The sequence below is a fragment of the Bariatricus sp. SGI.019 genome (assembly GCF_050315235.1).
In the GTDB taxonomy this organism is placed as follows: domain Bacteria; phylum Bacillota; class Clostridia; order Lachnospirales; family Lachnospiraceae; genus JAFBIX01.
Genome location: NZ_JBNPOQ010000007.1, coordinates 90,863 through 104,937 on the forward strand (window position 1 = coordinate 90,863; position 14,075 = coordinate 104,937).

A 14,075-nucleotide genomic window follows, 5' to 3' on the forward strand; every position below is an offset into this window, starting at 1 on the left:
ATTTTATAGTTGAAATGAGGTGAATTATGACATTAGATGAAGCGATTTTACACGCAAGAGAAGTTGCTGAAAGAAACAGGCGAGCTATGAGCTTTGAGCCAGAAAATAATATTGATGATGATATTAAGGTAAATTGCCTTAATTGTGCAACGCAACATGAACAGCTTGCAGAGTGGTTGGAAGAACTGAAGTTCCTTAGACAGTGGAAGTCAGATATTATGGATGAGTTTTGCAAGTATGATGTGAGCAGTTTTGAAGAATTGGTTACTAATACAAGGAATAAGGCAATTGATGATTTTGTTACAAAGTATAAGTTTTGCGATAATAGGTCAATTCAATGTCGTAAAGCTTTGAATTGTGCTGATTGCATAGCAGAACAGTTAAAGGCAGGTATTACCAATGATTGAAAACGAAATTCCAAAACATCGTAAGAAGAAACAATCATCTACTTCTAAATCCAGTACAAAATCAAAGCACAAACACGAATACAAAGAAGTCTTACTAATACATAATGACAGACCACATTGGGCAAAAGTTTGTAAGATTTGTGGTAAGATTGGCGACTTGCATTTCTTTGAGGCTGAACCTTATAGAGATGGAATGTGGAGACAACTTGACGATGATGAAGTGTTTGAGAAATATAAGGATTTAGAGAATATAGTAATAGATGATATCTGGCAGAAATATGTGCCGATTAGTTTGGAAGGTGGTGAGAAAAACGAATTATTATATTGGTGATTTGCACTTTGGATGTACTAATAAATACGAAAACCGTACATTAGAAACAGACAAACATATTATTGAAAACTGGAATCGTGTAGTACATCAAAATGATGATGTGTATTTGCTTGGTGATATTGGTAGATTTGGCGGAAACAGAGATAATGAATATCTATGCCAATGTTTGTCTGTATTGAAAGGGCGTAAACATTGGATTCTCGGAAATCATGATATCGCTAAAGACGCAAGAATCAATCAATTATTTGTAGAAATTTGTGATTATAAGGAAATTACAGATAACTACAATGGTTTAAATCATAAATTGGTTCTTAATCATTGCCCAATATTTACTTGGAATGGAGGTTATAAAGGAACAATTCACTTATATGCTCATGTTCATAATAATACAGACGGATTACTATATCAGGAAAGTTTGCAGAAATTAAGAGAACTTTGCATTAATGAAAACATTAAGGGATTCCAGATTAAAAATCCACCATATGCTTTTAATGTAGGAGCGATGTTGGATTATATGAATTATTGTCCAAGAACGCTGAAAGAAATTTTGGACGCAAATGATTTTGGAAAAGAGAATAAATAGATAGCCTGACTAACTTGCCGGTCTGACAGGCTATCTAAATACATAACAACACGAAAATCGCTTGGATAGATGCATTGTATTTACATATTATATCAATTTTCTATGCCTATTTCAAGGCGATTTCCCAAAAAGTATTCCTAAAGCAATTAGCAATAGGATAGTGGCTACAGGTTCATAGCCAATACACTCTATTTTAGACTGTATGAACGGGTAATTTTACCGATGAATTATTGTATTTAAGGTTGTTTTGAAATTTTAAAGAAAGGAGTAAAGAGGTTTGTGCGCACGTTAAAGCTGGCTTTACTCCGAGTATATATTGGAGAAAGACGGATTAAAAATATTAAGTCTTTGCGGTGGAATTGAAACAGGAATTCTTGCGTTGCAGCATCTTGATATACCAATAGCGGAATATCATACATATGAGATTTTACCGGAAGCAATAGCAGTATCATCATATCACTTTCCTTGGATTATTCATCATGGAGATTTGTTTGATGCAGATTGGAATGATTATAAAGGATTTGATTTAGTAATCGGTGGTATGTGTTGTCAAAGTCTATCAAGAGTACGAATTGAGAATAAAGAAGTAAATAATGGACTGCTTGGTAAATCAGGAATCGTTTATGAATTGCAAAAGGCATTAGACATTATTCATCCAAAATGGTTTATGGCAGAAAATGTAATTCCATCGGACGAAGATGATTTGAAAGAAATTAATAGGATTATGGGTGTTGATGGCGTTCTGATCAACAGCAATAGATTTTCGGCACAAGACCGAGAACGATATTATTGGACAAATATATCGATTACACCAATACCAGAAAGTAATCCATTAGTATTAAAAGATATTATGGAGTCTGATGTAGACGAGAAATATTTTTATAAGAAAGATTTTGAAATTTTAGATATGAAAAAGAAGGTTTGTGCAGAGTTAAAAGTGAACTCTATGGAAATGAATAGACGTATTTATAATCCAGAGTTTAAATGTGCAACCTTGACTTGTATCAATGGTGGATACCATGAAAAGAAAGTTCTTGATAATGGTAGACCACGAAAATTAACAGAAATCGAATACGAGAGATTACAGGGTGTACCTGATAATTTCACAAATGTATTGATTAATGGTAGAAAAATTCCTTACACAAAGAGATGCAGTTTAATGGGTAACGCATGGAATGAGCCTACTATTGAGCATATTTTTAGAGGATTGAAATAAGCAGAAAGGAGTAAGAGGTTTGGTATACCGAAAACGCAGCGTTTACTCCTAATACGCATTGGAAAAGATTAACGTACTTAGTTTATTTGATGGAATCAGTTGTGGACATATAGCTTTAGATAAAGCTGGAATATCAATCAACAAATATTACGCAAGTGAGATTGATAAATACGCAATTAAAGTAACAAACAAAAATTATCCAGAGACTATAAATCTTGGAGATGTAACAACAGTAAGGGGAGAATTATTTACTGAGAAGATTGATTTACTCATAGGTGGAAGCCCATGTCAAGGATTTTCACAGGCCGGTAAAATGAAAAACTTTGATGATCCACGAAGTAAATTGTTTTGGGAATATGTAAGAATCTTACAGGAAGTAAAACCAAAGTATTTTCTTCTTGAAAATGTGGTTATGAAACAAGAGTGGCAAGATATTATTTCAGAAGCATTAGGTGTTAAGCCGATTATGATTGATTCTTCACTCACATCCGCAGCTACAAGAAAAAGATTATATTGGACAAACATTCCTGGTGTTGGTCAGCCAGAAGATTTAGGAATTACTTTTGGTGACATTAGAGAAAGAGATGTTCAAGAGGGTTCTATCTATTATACAGATAAGGGACTTGATTGGATTCGTAGACACGAAAAGAGAACTGGTAAGACACTAAGAATAATTGGTGATTCAGATAAAATGCAAATGTTAGAAGCATCAATGTATAAGAAATATTCTTCTCAAAGATTTTTTGGTATCGAGGATACTCATGGATTGAGATACATAACGGTTACAGAGTGCGAGAGATGTATGAACGTTCCTGACGAATATACAGATTGTTGTAGCAACACGCAAAGATATAAGCAACTCGGCAACGGATGGGAAGTAAATACGATTACACATATCTTTAGAACATTGAAAAATGCGCTTGAAAAATAGCCATGAAAAAAGTGTTTTATAGTGAAAATTGGAGGTGAATTATGAGTTATTTTGCAAGCTATTATGCTTATGAATATGGCGTTCTTATGAGATTGAATGATGTGTTAAAAATAGAGTCAATTGATATTGATTCTGAAACTTGGGAAGCAACTAAACCCATATTTGGAAAACTTGAAAACAAAGTAGTTAAGAGAATTAAAGGAGAAGACACTATTAGATTAAACTTTGCCAACGATTTTCACTATGAATTTTACAGAAAAATTCTTAGAGAAGCTTATGGACAAGGGTATTGCGAAGAGTATATAGCATCACAACTAAGAAGAGATATCCGAGAAGAATTTTTGGATAAGTTTGTGAATCGTTAAATTCCGCATTTCATCAGGAGGTGAGAAATGTATTCAAGTGAAGAAGTAGGGAAGGCTTTTAGAACAATATTAAAAAGATTAAAAGAATCAGAATTTAAAACAGAGAATAATGAGTTACCACATACTTGCAACAACTGTAAATATTGTCATGGTGTTGAAGGATATGACCAGCAATGGGGAATGACTTATTGTGTACATAGTTGGTGTGATAAGGATAGAAACTTGATGGATAGTTGGAAAGATAGAAATAATCTTAATTCTCATTACTTAGTTCCATGTGAGCATTTTGAATATGGTAAAGGACAATATGACAAAATGAGCGAAAAAGAAAGAAGAAGATGTGGTATATAAAATCTGCGTTCAATTTGGATAAAAGGAAGGAGAATAAATACATATGAATTCAAAAGGAATTGTGGCACTTAAAGATACATCGGTTTGCATGAAGTGTCTGAAAAAGAAAGCAACACATGCATACAGAATCTCAGGAAGAGGTTATGGAAGTATATATGATAATTTCAATTCACAGTTCCATTTATGTGATGATTGTGCCAAAGAAGAATATCAAGAATGGGCAAGTGAATGTGGTGAATGGGATGAAAGTTATTTTTGCGGAGAAGATTACAAATATGAAAAGAATCTTAATGAGTTAATTAAATCATTTCCATTAGAAGGACAAGAGTTATTTTATAACAGATTTGCTAGTGGTGCTTGTGCCAATTATAATATGAAACCTCAAGATTGGATTGATTTCAAGCTAGATGAATTGCCACATAAGAAGTGCAAACAGTATGGTTTTTATTCTCCACAAGAAAGGGCAGCTTATAAAGAAAGATTTCCTAATTGTGAATGTGTAGTAATCAATAAATATAAAGATGGTTCACAAGGAAGTAGCTGTCCTTATGGTGCGTTTGGAGATGAGAATGGGAATATAGATTTAAACATATGGAATTCTTGTTATATGTGTACTCATTATAAGCCAAGAGAGGGCGATATTAAAGTGATTGATAAGGTTGCTGAGTATTACAAGAACGAAAAAGATAGATTGATACATATGTTGCAGTATGCTTCTACCAGATTGAGAGAATTAGAAAATGATGTAGAGAAGTATATCGACAGACACAGCAGATAAATCTTGCATTTTATTTGCGGAAAGGAAATATATGAGAACAGTTTATATTGCCGATGATGGCAAAGAATTTGACAATGAATTTGATTGTGAACATTATGAATGGATATTAAATCATCCAAATCTGAAACACATAAAGATTTATGATAACAGAACTGGTGAATTATTCGATGATATTACGACTGACGATGCTTATAATTATGGTGATAAGGTAGTAGTTCCAACAGAGTCTGCATTAAATGATTTGCATGATTGGGCAACATATAGTGGTTATTGTTATTTTCATCAGATTACAGAAGTTGGAACTTGGGTATTTAATGAGAAAGAGAATGTATATGAGAAGGTAGGTGAATAAAATGCAATTTGAATATTATGTGCTAAATTATGATACCAATAAGAAGAAGGTAATCCCATATAACATTTTTAGAAATATAAATGTTCAGGAATGTACAGAAAGAGAAATAAGAACATACCTTCGCAGTCCAAAGAATTATACATATAAGTCATTTGATGGCAAAGAAGAGTTATATGGTTTCGATGCACTTGTCAAAGAAATTGACCACATTATTAAGTGGCAAGAGTGGTCACGTTGCGGTTATGAGATGGGTGTGTGCTATAAATTTGAAACCGATTGTAAAAATATAATGCATATGGATTGCTATGAACAGGCACATATGAATATTGAGATGATTACAAGAGAAGTTATTCGACAATATAAAGAACAGAAGAAAGCAAAGGATGGTGAGTAACATAAAAGTATTAAAAGATAATTCAAATAATATTGAAGTAAAAGAAGAAAAATACATTGAACCATATCCAAGAAAACTTATTTGTGAAGGTTGTCAGTCAGAACTTGAATATGATGAGTTTGATTTAGTTATGGGCGAATATGGTTGTATGTATGTTGATTGTCCTATTTGTGGAGAACACAATATGCTCGTAGATAATGAAAAATCAATTACTCTGACAGTAGATAATATTGAGTTTCCAGTACATTTTCATCATGTATCCGTAGAAACTGGTGCAAAAGAAAGATGCAATACAGAAGAAATTAGAAATGAACTGCGTAGAGCAATTACATATTTTAGAGAGAATAAAGAGGAAACAGATTGGTATACATGGTCTGGCAACTTATTTGTATTTGTGCGTAGATGGTCAGGCGATGAGAATTATGAAGTAGTTGTGAGTAAAGATTTTTATAATATGGAAATTGATTTTGAGGATAAAGATTATGAACGAAAAAGAGATGAGTCAAAGTAAATGTGAAATGGCAAGACAGAAATACTGCCGGAAATCATCATTTGGATATTGTAATGCTGATGATACGGATGTTTAAAGATGTCCGTATCTGAAAGCGATTAGAGAAATTGCTAGGTTTGCAGTGGAGAATAGCAAATTAGAGGAGAATTTTATGTCAGAACAAGAAATGTTAGATTATTTACTTTCAACAGGATTATATGAAGTTACAGACGAAAAACGACCATATAATGACTTGTTTTACGAATATAGAATGATTAAAACAGATAAAACAGTTCCAATCAAAGATCTTGTTGAAAGGTTTGTTGAGATTGATAAGGAATACAATGGCGAGCCTTGGAATATCAAACAGATACTTGCCAATATCAATATAATTATTCCTGTTGAAGACAGGTAGAATTTTCATGTTATTGCCAAAATAAAAGGAGGGATAAAAATAAGGTTACAACCAGATAAAACAAAAATAGGAGAAGTAAAAAACAATAATCAAGGAACGCCAATGAAAATTATAGCATATAGAACATGTAGCGATATTGACGTTGAGTTCCTTGACGAATATCACTATGTAAAAAGAAATAATACATATCACAATTTTAAAATGGGTCAAATAAAGAATTCTTATGATAGAGCATTGTTTGGAGTAGGATTTATAGGCGATGGCAAATGGAAAGTTAAAGATGAAAATGGAAAATTTTCACGAGTATATTTATGTTGGATGCACATGATTGAAAGATGTTATTACGAGAAAAATAAAGACTTACACCCATCGTATTTTGGTTTAGCAACTGTATGTCCTGAATGGCATAATTTCCAAATATTTGCAGATTGGTATAAGGAAAGAGAATATGATGTTGATGAGAGATTACATTTGGACAAAGATATTAAACATGCAGGTAATATGATTTATGCGCCTGAACATTGTTTACTTGTTCCACAAAGGATAAACGAATTATTTACATGTAAACGAAATAATTATGGATTGCCAGTTGGTATTAAGAAGACTTCTAGTGGTAAATATTCTGCTAGTTATAATGGTAAGAATCTTGGAACATTTAAAACATTAGATAAGGCTTTTGAAGAATATGCAACAACAAAAGAAAGAGCAATTAAAGATGTTGCAAATGAATACATCAATATAATTCCAGAAGAAGTATATTTAGCACTTATGGATTACAAAGTATTGATTGAAAATGACAAGAATTATATTGCATAAGTAAGAAAGGTGAATAGAGAATATGTACATAGAAAATATAGTCATAGGTAAACCAATAGTAGAACCGCCTACTATGTTTGCTGCCGATGAAGATGATTGGAATAAGGTTGAAAAAGAGAAGACTTATTATACAGACGAAAGATTTTTGCCAAGAATCTTAGTTGATCTTGGTATCTATCCATCTGTTAGTGAGATAAGAAGAAATAAGCCGGAATTGATGGTAAATCTTGATAAATTGGATTTTATTGACAATTTGAAAGCTAGTAAGAAAAGAAGATTATGGATATTGGTAGGTGAGTAAGATGATAGTCATTAAATTAGGTAATGGAGATATTGGCATTACTCAAACAGTAAGTCCAGAAAGTAATGAGATTAGTTTGATGTTTTCACAATTAGATGATACTGGAAGAGTAGGTGAATTACTTAATGAAGAAGATGTTGGTCAGCCAATATGTAAAATACAATTTGATAATATTGATGGCTTAGACAATTTAATCAATATACTCGATTCTTTAAGAGAAAGTGTGTATAGGAGCAATCATTTTTACGAAAAGATGTTGCCATAAAAAGCCAATTCTATCAGTAAATTAACATTTAAAGGTGGGATGATATGTTTAAAAGATTGTTTTGCAAACATGAAGGAAAATTAATTCATGTAAAAGACTATTACGGAGATAGAATCAATGAGTTACCAAGATTCACAAGAAGTGAGTGGATCTGTCCAAAATGCGGAAAAATTTTATATAAAGAATATCTGAGCAAAGACGTTCTGTACGTTCCAGACGAAGGAATGGGAGAAATTTCAGATGGTTATCACACATTCAATGAGTTATATCATCATCGTGCTGTGCTGTTTTCGGTGATTTGTAATTCACATCCACATTTAGCATGGAAAAGCAAAAAACACCATGACGGAAGTATGTATGATGGAATGTTTATTGTTGGAATAGAGACACCAGAAGGACAAGCGACATACCATTATAACATTGATCCATATTGGAATATGTTTCATGTTAAAACATATGAAAATGCACCAGAGTGGGATGGTCATACACCAGAGGAAGCAATCAAACGAATCGGATTGCTTGCTTAATCTGGCATTTAGACAGATAAATTCGAGATTCAATTGGATAAATGGAGGAAAATATGTACGATGTAGAGATGATGCAAATGCTCAATCTTATACATGCTGAGAATCAGTATATATTTGAAATATTAAGAGCTGGTTTATTATCTAATGATATGAAAGATGCTGTAACTTTTGATGATTATGATAAAGAATATAAACGAATAATAAAGAGTCTTGAAAGATATTCGTATTGTTCTGATTGTAGTTACAAAAATCGTTTTGAAAAGATGAAAGATATTATAAAAGAAAAGCCAGAAGATGAGGTAAAAGAATGAATACGATTTTATTAACAACAATCATAACATTATTGGTTTATTGGCTTATCGGAACTATCGTTTACATAGCTACAGATGAAAATGATAAATTTGCAGCATATTATACGATTGGAATTATTGGTTTGATTGTTTCTGGCTTCTGTTACATAGTCAGACTTATCAAGAGATGGTGGTTTAATCACGATAAGCGTTCAATCTTTGAAGATGAGAATGGTAATAGATTTTACTGTGAAGTCAAATATGCTAATGATTTTAATTGGCATTATGACATGGTTAAAAGATATGCCACTAAAGATAAATGGCAAGATTTAACACCATTCACAAAAGAACAGATTGAACTTGCTCAGAGAAATTGTGATAGATGTAAGCACGATGGTAGTTGCACATTTGATATGTGGAGAGCAAGTCTGGATAAGATTAAGTGTAAGCATGATAATTTTGGAACGGTTACAGAGTTTGATAAGTTTGAAAGGAAGTAGAGTATGGAGAAGTATTTTGAAGTAAAGCAAAACAGTGATTTTTATAAGAAGTATTTTGATTATATAGATATGTCAAATAAAGTAAATGTGTTATTTAAACAGTTTGCAAAGGATAATGATATCGAAACGAAAGAATACTATCAGAACACAGAAAGATTGGTTATCGTTCCAACACAGGAAGATAGAATTAAATTCAAGGGAATGTTTGTACAAAATTCTGACACTGACTTTAAGAAGACTGCTCCAATTTGTAAGAGTTGGGTTAATCTGTGTAAAGAAAATGGTTTAAAATCGCCTAGAAAACCAAATTTATTATGGGATAGTTCATGTAAGCTTGGTTCTTATAGTACCAGTTCAAGATTATTTCATATCGGAGAAAAGGTGTATGGCAGCATTGATAATAAGCGTAATACAGATATTGAACTAACAGATGACTTTGTTGAAATGAAAGCCAGTGAGTTCTGGAAGATTGTTGAGGATGCAGAGAATAAATAGGCAATAAATCATCGGTTCAATAGGAGAATGAATATATGAAAGAATACTTAGTATCTAGTGATTATGGTCAATGGGATAATACCTGGATCGTACTTGCTCAAAATGCAAAAGACGCAATTGAACAGGTATATCAGGCTTATGTAGTTCCGTTGAATGAAGATGTAAGAATAGAAAATGAAGAAGCAGGATATAAGATGTTGCGAAAGTGTTTCAAAAATGAATTACATGCAAGAAGCATCGGAAGCCTTCATAATGAACACGGAAAGATTATTTTGGTGAATTGAAATATGACAGATAAAGAACGAATGGAATATGCAAATAAAATTCAATATTTCAGAAAATCTCCATCAGCATTTGCAGAATATTTATATGGAGCAAAATTACATTGGTATCAAAAGTTTATGTTGGATAATATAGAAAGTTTGAAATCTTACCCACGTAAGCCTATGAGAAAATGGAACACATATATCTCCTTGTGCTATGCTTACATAGAGATGAAAGATGATGATTATATTGCAATTGCAAGTCCAAAGAAAGTAGAAAGATTAAGTAAATCAGAGTTTTTAGAGTATTTAGAGAATTATTGGGGAGATGGTGACAAATGAAAAAATCAATTAGTTGGTATGCTCTGTGGAAAAGAATAGGTAAACAGCCGTTACATAAAACAAGAAATACAAAAGTCCATGTGCTTATTGATGGAGAATTAAAAGAGTGTGCTTTGGTATTTACAAATAGTGGTAGTGATTTTCATTTAGAGCCGGTTGGAAAGGTGGTAGAAAATGACAACGGTAGAACAGATTGACTATATGATTCAGTCTTTGCAAGTTGCAAAAAATGAGATTGAATATGCGGAAAAATACATGGAAGAAAAGAATAGTGACAAAGAGTTTTATCAATATGGGCATATTGGACATGATAAGAGAACACCAAACGGGACTATTATCAGGGAATCATTAAAGATGGTTGGTAGAATGGCTAATATCGCAGCCAACAATGTATGTTTGAGTCCGTATAACAGTTGCATATTTAGAGAGTAGGTGATACATATAGGTGCATTTTTAATATGGTTAATTAGAACAGCAATTACAATATTTTGGATTTTAGATATCTGTAATATGCCATTTATGGAAATGTTTGATACGACATATCCATTGAACGGATTATTCTGGTTTTTAGTGTGGCTGTTATGTGGTGGATCTATCAGTATTACAAGTAAAAGTGATGACAAATAGAACAACTCTTTTATTTAGAAAATACTTAGGAGGTAAATAATTTGAAAAAGAAATTAACATTATTTTTATGTTTGGTTAGTGTTTGTATGTGCCTAGCAGGTTGCCAACATAAACACGATACCATAAAGATATACAATAAATCCGATTTAATTTTTGATGATGTTACTATTGAAACAAAAGATGGTTATTTTTATAAAAGCCATGAAAAATTTACGGTTGATGAAAATACAATTGCCGTTACGATTTACTTTTCAAAATCAGAAGAAGACGTATGGGACGATAATTAGAGTAGTTTTGGCAATAGATTTTTGCTTTTAAGGGAGAATTATGGAAAGAAATCTAAGAAAAGAGATATCAGCTATTGAAATAGAAGAAATTCTTGTAGACTACTTTAATGCTTTTGATGTGCTTTTGAAAATTGTAGATACTAAAGACGGACAAATGGTTTATGCAGAAATAGTTGATTACAAATAGAACTAACATTCAATTTGGAGAATAAAGATATATAAATAAATATTTTGTGAGGTGAGAAAATATGACAAATGAAGATTTTTTAAAGGCTAAACAAATAAAAAAAGATTTGGAGGCACTTAAAGATTTAACAATAAGTGTCGGTGCTTCAAAGGAGTTAATTGACAGTTGGAAAAATTGGGCTAACGGAGAGATAGATAGACTTAATAAAGAGTTTGATGAACTTTGATTACAGATGAATCCAGAGTTCAATCTAGGAGAATAAATATATGGACAAAATTACAACTAAAATTTTTGCAGACGGCATTGCTGTATATGATGATAATAAAGAGATTGCATTTTACAGCAATATAACAAAAAAGATTAGATATAACAATGATGAAAGTAGTATTGGATGTGCCGAAATCTCATTTATCAAGAATGCAATTATTATTCATTTGATAAAAAGATACATTAAAAACAGAATCATAGCTAGGAAATAATAGGAGAATACTATGAGTCTTAATAAAGCAATAGAACATGGAAAAGAAAAGAGAAGACCATATAAAGGCGCAAAAGCTATTGACTGTACTTGCCGGAATCATGGTAGCTGCGAATGGTGTAAAAGAAATAGACTTTATCATCAGTTAAAAATGGATGAAGCAAGTAGGCAAGCATTGGAGGAAGAATATGACACAGATTGAAAAAGAAAGAACAATTCAATATATTAAAAACCAATTGGATTATGGATATGTTGATCTTGGATGTCATGATGAAGATGAAATAGAAATAATTCGTCAAGCAATAAATGCTTTAGGATTGATTGATCAATATAAATGGGAACGAGATATTGCTATTTGCCAGCTTGAAGAACTTGGGTTGGGTTTAGGACAAAAGATTGATGGAGTTTATCTTACTCATGACCAATATAATGAATTACTTGAATGTAAATATAGATATGAAAGTTTATGTGATTGAATCTTGGTTCTATATGGAGGTTTGCATGTTTGTATTTAGAAAAGGAATTGGTAAATTAAAACATCTTTCTTATTATGAGAAAAATCAAATTATTGATAATTTGCCAGTAAATATTGGGTATGATGTGGTGGCAATGGTTGGAACTGGTGATGAAAAATACGATTATTATGATTTAAAGTTATTTAGAAAAAAGGACAAAGATGGAAAGAGTCAATAAAAGAAATGTTTTATCTGAGAAGCGAGGTGATATTTTGAGATTATTTTACTGCCCAAAGTGCAAGAAAGAAGAAATACGAAGTGATAATCCGTATAGGCACGAAGAGACAATCACCAATATGAGAGATGGGTATGGCAGACCAATACGACATTATAAATGTGAATGTGGAAATTATCTTGCTGGTTCAATGGATGTGAATGGTTGGTTAGATAATCCAGATGCAATCTTATATTGTAAAGGACTGATTGAAGACTATAATCCAGGCGGTTGTTTTTATAGTGGTATTGTTGGATTGAATGGAGATAAATCAGATATGTATGAGAGAGCAAAGAAATGTTACGAAGAGAGAAAGAATAGAGGTGTTAGAAGAACAGCTTCAATACTGGAACAGAGAATGAATGGAGAATATAGTTAATGTGTAAATTTTGTGACAGTTTAGAGTGGAGAAAATATAAAATCCCATACAGAAATTGCAGTTCAGATGATAATAGTTGTGAATATGGCTCTCCTGATGTTATAGATGGAGAAGTATATGATAGCACATGTGACGATTGTTATGGGTGTGCTGATAATAATTTATACTTTTCTATGCATACGTATGATAATCGTATTGGTTTTGACTTCATACATAAGATTAAGAACTTGATTATAGAACCAAGCAGCGAAATGATTAGTATAAATTTCTGTCCTTGGTGTGGAAGAAAACTAGATGATGTGACAATTCCGTTTGAAAAATGTTGCATGGGTAGAGAACTAGAAAATGCAGATTGAACTCACGTTCTATCGAAGGAGGATGTTAATGAGAAGTGAAAGTTATAAGAAAAGAGAAGAAGAACTGAAAATCGAATATGATAATTTCTTAAAGACAAAAGAAGGACAAGAATGGAAAAATGAGTGGATTAAAAGATATACAGATCCTGATGATATAAGAGATGCCGGTGATTTTGGAGATTATTTGTATGATTTTCATACAGAGATGTTGATGTGAGAGAGGTGAAAAAGTAAAATGTTTCCTTTAGATTTAGCAACAAAATCTGACGAATTGAAGAAGTTAATTGCAGAGAATCAAGATTTACCCATCGTTGTATTAGCAGGAACAGATGCTACTGATGGTGAACAATCTATGTATTGTGGCGATATTCGTTTCTACATTGATGAAATTTTGGATTGCGAAGTTCCATATATGGAATATGTGGAAACAGACAGAGTTAATTTTGAAGAACAGATAGAGGAATGGCTTTGGGACGAGATGGGTGGTAATGATAAGGGTAGTAAATTATCGGAAACTGTTTTTGAAGAAGCGTTAAAAGAAACAAAAACAAAGTATGAACCATATTGGAAGAAAGTTATTGTGATTCATGCGGATAATTAGCAGATGAAAAATTTGATTT

Annotated in this window: 34 protein-coding genes; all 34 read left to right on the top strand. The window is 32.1% G+C overall.

Annotation, left to right across the window (positions count from 1 at the left end; all coding sequences use genetic code 11):
- The first annotated feature begins 26 nt into the window (after window positions 1-26).
- Window positions 27-407 carry a hypothetical protein gene (locus ACQRD1_RS06040; RefSeq protein ID WP_427787106.1) on the top strand — a complete coding sequence of 127 codons (381 nt, stop codon included), beginning with the start codon at window positions 27-29 and terminating at the stop codon, window positions 405-407.
- Window positions 400-738, top strand: a complete 339-nt coding sequence (locus ACQRD1_RS06045; protein ID WP_427787107.1) for a hypothetical protein — start codon at window positions 400-402, stop codon at window positions 736-738. Before ACQRD1_RS06040 ends, ACQRD1_RS06045 begins: the two co-directional genes overlap by 8 nt.
- Window positions 710-1,321 carry a metallophosphoesterase gene (locus ACQRD1_RS06050; protein ID WP_427787108.1) on the top strand — a complete coding sequence of 204 codons (612 nt, stop codon included), beginning with the start codon at window positions 710-712 and terminating at the stop codon, window positions 1,319-1,321. The genes ACQRD1_RS06045 and ACQRD1_RS06050 overlap by 29 nt, the downstream gene beginning before the upstream one ends.
- 316 nt (window positions 1,322-1,637) lie before the next feature.
- Window positions 1,638-2,537 (top strand): DNA cytosine methyltransferase, encoded by a 900-nt coding sequence (locus tag ACQRD1_RS06055; RefSeq protein ID WP_427787109.1) that lies wholly within the window; start codon window positions 1,638-1,640, stop codon window positions 2,535-2,537.
- Window positions 2,538-2,595: 58 nt separating this feature from the next.
- Window positions 2,596-3,468 (top strand): DNA (cytosine-5-)-methyltransferase, encoded by an 873-nt coding sequence (dcm, locus tag ACQRD1_RS06060; RefSeq protein ID WP_427787110.1) that lies wholly within the window; start codon window positions 2,596-2,598, stop codon window positions 3,466-3,468.
- Window positions 3,469-3,509: 41 nt separating this feature from the next.
- On the top strand, window positions 3,510-3,833 hold the full coding sequence (locus ACQRD1_RS06065) for a hypothetical protein (RefSeq protein ID WP_427787111.1): 324 nt from the start codon (window positions 3,510-3,512) through the stop codon (window positions 3,831-3,833).
- 27 nt (window positions 3,834-3,860) lie between these two features.
- Window positions 3,861-4,184: a hypothetical protein gene (locus tag ACQRD1_RS06070; RefSeq protein WP_427787112.1), complete on the top strand. Its 324-nt coding sequence runs from the start codon at window positions 3,861-3,863 to the stop codon at window positions 4,182-4,184.
- A 43-nt stretch (window positions 4,185-4,227) separates the two neighbouring features.
- Window positions 4,228-4,962 (top strand): hypothetical protein, encoded by a 735-nt coding sequence (locus ACQRD1_RS06075; protein ID WP_427787113.1) that lies wholly within the window; start codon window positions 4,228-4,230, stop codon window positions 4,960-4,962.
- A 31-nt stretch (window positions 4,963-4,993) separates the two neighbouring features.
- Entirely contained in the window at window positions 4,994-5,314 is a 321-nt protein-coding gene (locus tag ACQRD1_RS06080) for a hypothetical protein (RefSeq protein WP_427787114.1), read from the top strand.
- The gene (locus ACQRD1_RS06085; RefSeq protein ID WP_427787115.1) at window positions 5,307-5,708 is read left to right on the top strand and encodes a hypothetical protein; all 402 of its coding nucleotides are present in this window, start codon (window positions 5,307-5,309) and stop codon (window positions 5,706-5,708) included. The genes ACQRD1_RS06080 and ACQRD1_RS06085 overlap by 8 nt, the downstream gene beginning before the upstream one ends.
- A complete protein-coding gene (locus ACQRD1_RS06090; protein ID WP_427787116.1) occupies window positions 5,698-6,219 on the top strand; it encodes a hypothetical protein in 522 nt (173 codons plus the stop codon). The genes ACQRD1_RS06085 and ACQRD1_RS06090 overlap by 11 nt, the downstream gene beginning before the upstream one ends.
- A gap of 151 nt (window positions 6,220-6,370) precedes the next feature.
- Window positions 6,371-6,613 (top strand): hypothetical protein, encoded by a 243-nt coding sequence (locus ACQRD1_RS06095; protein WP_427787117.1) that lies wholly within the window; start codon window positions 6,371-6,373, stop codon window positions 6,611-6,613.
- A gap of 102 nt (window positions 6,614-6,715) precedes the next feature.
- Window positions 6,716-7,429, top strand: coding sequence for a hypothetical protein (locus ACQRD1_RS06100; RefSeq protein ID WP_427787118.1), 714 nt, complete (start codon window positions 6,716-6,718; stop codon window positions 7,427-7,429).
- Between the two features lie 22 nt (window positions 7,430-7,451).
- Window positions 7,452-7,730: a hypothetical protein gene (locus tag ACQRD1_RS06105; RefSeq protein WP_427787119.1), complete on the top strand. Its 279-nt coding sequence runs from the start codon at window positions 7,452-7,454 to the stop codon at window positions 7,728-7,730.
- 1 nt (window position 7,731) lies between these two features.
- Complete coding sequence (locus ACQRD1_RS06110) at window positions 7,732-7,995, top strand: hypothetical protein (protein WP_427787120.1); 264 nt, start codon at window positions 7,732-7,734, stop codon at window positions 7,993-7,995.
- A gap of 44 nt (window positions 7,996-8,039) precedes the next feature.
- Entirely contained in the window at window positions 8,040-8,522 is a 483-nt protein-coding gene (locus ACQRD1_RS06115; RefSeq protein ID WP_427787121.1) for a hypothetical protein, read from the top strand.
- Between the two features lie 53 nt (window positions 8,523-8,575).
- The gene (locus ACQRD1_RS06120) at window positions 8,576-8,833 is read left to right on the top strand and encodes a hypothetical protein (protein ID WP_427787122.1); all 258 of its coding nucleotides are present in this window, start codon (window positions 8,576-8,578) and stop codon (window positions 8,831-8,833) included.
- A complete protein-coding gene (locus tag ACQRD1_RS06125; RefSeq protein ID WP_427787123.1) occupies window positions 8,830-9,312 on the top strand; it encodes a hypothetical protein in 483 nt (160 codons plus the stop codon). The genes ACQRD1_RS06120 and ACQRD1_RS06125 overlap by 4 nt, the downstream gene beginning before the upstream one ends.
- Before the next feature lie 3 nt (window positions 9,313-9,315).
- A complete protein-coding gene (locus ACQRD1_RS06130) occupies window positions 9,316-9,807 on the top strand; it encodes a hypothetical protein (protein WP_427787124.1) in 492 nt (163 codons plus the stop codon).
- 35 nt (window positions 9,808-9,842) lie between these two features.
- A complete protein-coding gene (locus tag ACQRD1_RS06135; protein ID WP_427787125.1) occupies window positions 9,843-10,091 on the top strand; it encodes a hypothetical protein in 249 nt (82 codons plus the stop codon).
- A gap of 3 nt (window positions 10,092-10,094) precedes the next feature.
- Window positions 10,095-10,412: a hypothetical protein gene (locus ACQRD1_RS06140; protein WP_427787126.1), complete on the top strand. Its 318-nt coding sequence runs from the start codon at window positions 10,095-10,097 to the stop codon at window positions 10,410-10,412.
- Complete coding sequence (locus ACQRD1_RS06145) at window positions 10,409-10,609, top strand: hypothetical protein (RefSeq protein WP_427787127.1); 201 nt, start codon at window positions 10,409-10,411, stop codon at window positions 10,607-10,609. The genes ACQRD1_RS06140 and ACQRD1_RS06145 overlap by 4 nt, the downstream gene beginning before the upstream one ends.
- On the top strand, window positions 10,587-10,844 hold the full coding sequence (locus ACQRD1_RS06150; RefSeq protein WP_427787128.1) for a hypothetical protein: 258 nt from the start codon (window positions 10,587-10,589) through the stop codon (window positions 10,842-10,844). Before ACQRD1_RS06145 ends, ACQRD1_RS06150 begins: the two co-directional genes overlap by 23 nt.
- Window positions 10,845-11,080: 236 nt before the next feature.
- Entirely contained in the window at window positions 11,081-11,326 is a 246-nt protein-coding gene (locus ACQRD1_RS06155) for a hypothetical protein (RefSeq protein ID WP_427787129.1), read from the top strand.
- 40 nt (window positions 11,327-11,366) lie between these two features.
- Window positions 11,367-11,513 (top strand): hypothetical protein, encoded by a 147-nt coding sequence (locus ACQRD1_RS06160; protein WP_427787130.1) that lies wholly within the window; start codon window positions 11,367-11,369, stop codon window positions 11,511-11,513.
- A 61-nt stretch (window positions 11,514-11,574) separates the two neighbouring features.
- The gene (locus ACQRD1_RS06165) at window positions 11,575-11,739 is read left to right on the top strand and encodes a hypothetical protein (RefSeq protein WP_427787131.1); all 165 of its coding nucleotides are present in this window, start codon (window positions 11,575-11,577) and stop codon (window positions 11,737-11,739) included.
- A gap of 40 nt (window positions 11,740-11,779) precedes the next feature.
- Window positions 11,780-11,992: a hypothetical protein gene (locus tag ACQRD1_RS06170; protein WP_427787132.1), complete on the top strand. Its 213-nt coding sequence runs from the start codon at window positions 11,780-11,782 to the stop codon at window positions 11,990-11,992.
- Between the two features lie 12 nt (window positions 11,993-12,004).
- Window positions 12,005-12,193, top strand: a complete 189-nt coding sequence (locus tag ACQRD1_RS06175; protein ID WP_427787133.1) for a hypothetical protein — start codon at window positions 12,005-12,007, stop codon at window positions 12,191-12,193.
- Window positions 12,180-12,467 carry a hypothetical protein gene (locus ACQRD1_RS06180; protein ID WP_427787134.1) on the top strand — a complete coding sequence of 96 codons (288 nt, stop codon included), beginning with the start codon at window positions 12,180-12,182 and terminating at the stop codon, window positions 12,465-12,467. Before ACQRD1_RS06175 ends, ACQRD1_RS06180 begins: the two co-directional genes overlap by 14 nt.
- Window positions 12,468-12,492: 25 nt before the next feature.
- Window positions 12,493-12,684, top strand: coding sequence for a hypothetical protein (locus ACQRD1_RS06185; RefSeq protein ID WP_427787135.1), 192 nt, complete (start codon window positions 12,493-12,495; stop codon window positions 12,682-12,684).
- The gene (locus ACQRD1_RS06190; RefSeq protein WP_427787136.1) at window positions 12,668-13,099 is read left to right on the top strand and encodes a hypothetical protein; all 432 of its coding nucleotides are present in this window, start codon (window positions 12,668-12,670) and stop codon (window positions 13,097-13,099) included. The genes ACQRD1_RS06185 and ACQRD1_RS06190 overlap by 17 nt, the downstream gene beginning before the upstream one ends.
- Window positions 13,099-13,455: a hypothetical protein gene (locus ACQRD1_RS06195; RefSeq protein WP_427787137.1), complete on the top strand. Its 357-nt coding sequence runs from the start codon at window positions 13,099-13,101 to the stop codon at window positions 13,453-13,455. The genes ACQRD1_RS06190 and ACQRD1_RS06195 overlap by 1 nt, the downstream gene beginning before the upstream one ends.
- Before the next feature lie 28 nt (window positions 13,456-13,483).
- Window positions 13,484-13,672, top strand: coding sequence for a hypothetical protein (locus tag ACQRD1_RS06200; RefSeq protein WP_427787138.1), 189 nt, complete (start codon window positions 13,484-13,486; stop codon window positions 13,670-13,672).
- Window positions 13,673-13,690: 18 nt separating this feature from the next.
- Entirely contained in the window at window positions 13,691-14,056 is a 366-nt protein-coding gene (locus tag ACQRD1_RS06205) for a hypothetical protein (protein WP_427787139.1), read from the top strand.
- Window positions 14,057-14,075: the final 19 nt, after the last annotated feature.

What these genes read in the sequence shown, in the direction of transcription:
- ACQRD1_RS06135 (WP_427787125.1), top strand. Translation starts at nt 9,843, where the DNA reads ATGAAAGAATACTTAGTATCTAGTGATTATGGTCAATGGGATAATACC.
- ACQRD1_RS06160 (WP_427787130.1), top strand. Translation starts at nt 11,367, where the DNA reads ATGGAAAGAAATCTAAGAAAAGAGATATCAGCTATTGAAATAGAAGAA.
- ACQRD1_RS06080 (WP_427787114.1), top strand. Translation starts at nt 4,994, where the DNA reads ATGAGAACAGTTTATATTGCCGATGATGGCAAAGAATTTGACAATGAA.
- ACQRD1_RS06165 (WP_427787131.1), top strand. Translation starts at nt 11,575, where the DNA reads ATGACAAATGAAGATTTTTTAAAGGCTAAACAAATAAAAAAAGATTTG.
- ACQRD1_RS06180 (WP_427787134.1), top strand. Translation starts at nt 12,180, where the DNA reads ATGACACAGATTGAAAAAGAAAGAACAATTCAATATATTAAAAACCAA.
- ACQRD1_RS06120 (WP_427787122.1), top strand. Translation starts at nt 8,576, where the DNA reads ATGTACGATGTAGAGATGATGCAAATGCTCAATCTTATACATGCTGAG.
- ACQRD1_RS06040 (WP_427787106.1), top strand. Translation starts at nt 27, where the DNA reads ATGACATTAGATGAAGCGATTTTACACGCAAGAGAAGTTGCTGAAAGA.
- ACQRD1_RS06045 (WP_427787107.1), top strand. Translation starts at nt 400, where the DNA reads ATGATTGAAAACGAAATTCCAAAACATCGTAAGAAGAAACAATCATCT.
- ACQRD1_RS06115 (WP_427787121.1), top strand. Translation starts at nt 8,040, where the DNA reads ATGTTTAAAAGATTGTTTTGCAAACATGAAGGAAAATTAATTCATGTA.
- ACQRD1_RS06105 (WP_427787119.1), top strand. Translation starts at nt 7,452, where the DNA reads ATGTACATAGAAAATATAGTCATAGGTAAACCAATAGTAGAACCGCCT.
- ACQRD1_RS06070 (WP_427787112.1), top strand. Translation starts at nt 3,861, where the DNA reads ATGTATTCAAGTGAAGAAGTAGGGAAGGCTTTTAGAACAATATTAAAA.
- ACQRD1_RS06075 (WP_427787113.1), top strand. Translation starts at nt 4,228, where the DNA reads ATGAATTCAAAAGGAATTGTGGCACTTAAAGATACATCGGTTTGCATG.
- ACQRD1_RS06140 (WP_427787126.1), top strand. Translation starts at nt 10,095, where the DNA reads ATGACAGATAAAGAACGAATGGAATATGCAAATAAAATTCAATATTTC.
- ACQRD1_RS06110 (WP_427787120.1), top strand. Translation starts at nt 7,732, where the DNA reads ATGATAGTCATTAAATTAGGTAATGGAGATATTGGCATTACTCAAACA.
- ACQRD1_RS06150 (WP_427787128.1), top strand. Translation starts at nt 10,587, where the DNA reads ATGACAACGGTAGAACAGATTGACTATATGATTCAGTCTTTGCAAGTT.
- ACQRD1_RS06200 (WP_427787138.1), top strand. Translation starts at nt 13,484, where the DNA reads ATGAGAAGTGAAAGTTATAAGAAAAGAGAAGAAGAACTGAAAATCGAA.
- ACQRD1_RS06065 (WP_427787111.1), top strand. Translation starts at nt 3,510, where the DNA reads ATGAGTTATTTTGCAAGCTATTATGCTTATGAATATGGCGTTCTTATG.
- ACQRD1_RS06175 (WP_427787133.1), top strand. Translation starts at nt 12,005, where the DNA reads ATGAGTCTTAATAAAGCAATAGAACATGGAAAAGAAAAGAGAAGACCA.
- ACQRD1_RS06205 (WP_427787139.1), top strand. Translation starts at nt 13,691, where the DNA reads ATGTTTCCTTTAGATTTAGCAACAAAATCTGACGAATTGAAGAAGTTA.
- ACQRD1_RS06190 (WP_427787136.1), top strand. Translation starts at nt 12,668, where the DNA reads ATGGAAAGAGTCAATAAAAGAAATGTTTTATCTGAGAAGCGAGGTGAT.
- ACQRD1_RS06100 (WP_427787118.1), top strand. Translation starts at nt 6,716, where the DNA reads ATGAAAATTATAGCATATAGAACATGTAGCGATATTGACGTTGAGTTC.
- ACQRD1_RS06090 (WP_427787116.1), top strand. Translation starts at nt 5,698, where the DNA reads ATGGTGAGTAACATAAAAGTATTAAAAGATAATTCAAATAATATTGAA.
- ACQRD1_RS06195 (WP_427787137.1), top strand. Translation starts at nt 13,099, where the DNA reads ATGTGTAAATTTTGTGACAGTTTAGAGTGGAGAAAATATAAAATCCCA.
- ACQRD1_RS06145 (WP_427787127.1), top strand. Translation starts at nt 10,409, where the DNA reads ATGAAAAAATCAATTAGTTGGTATGCTCTGTGGAAAAGAATAGGTAAA.
- ACQRD1_RS06185 (WP_427787135.1), top strand. Translation starts at nt 12,493, where the DNA reads ATGTTTGTATTTAGAAAAGGAATTGGTAAATTAAAACATCTTTCTTAT.
- ACQRD1_RS06125 (WP_427787123.1), top strand. Translation starts at nt 8,830, where the DNA reads ATGAATACGATTTTATTAACAACAATCATAACATTATTGGTTTATTGG.
- ACQRD1_RS06095 (WP_427787117.1), top strand. Translation starts at nt 6,371, where the DNA reads ATGTCAGAACAAGAAATGTTAGATTATTTACTTTCAACAGGATTATAT.
- ACQRD1_RS06130 (WP_427787124.1), top strand. Translation starts at nt 9,316, where the DNA reads ATGGAGAAGTATTTTGAAGTAAAGCAAAACAGTGATTTTTATAAGAAG.
- ACQRD1_RS06170 (WP_427787132.1), top strand. Translation starts at nt 11,780, where the DNA reads ATGGACAAAATTACAACTAAAATTTTTGCAGACGGCATTGCTGTATAT.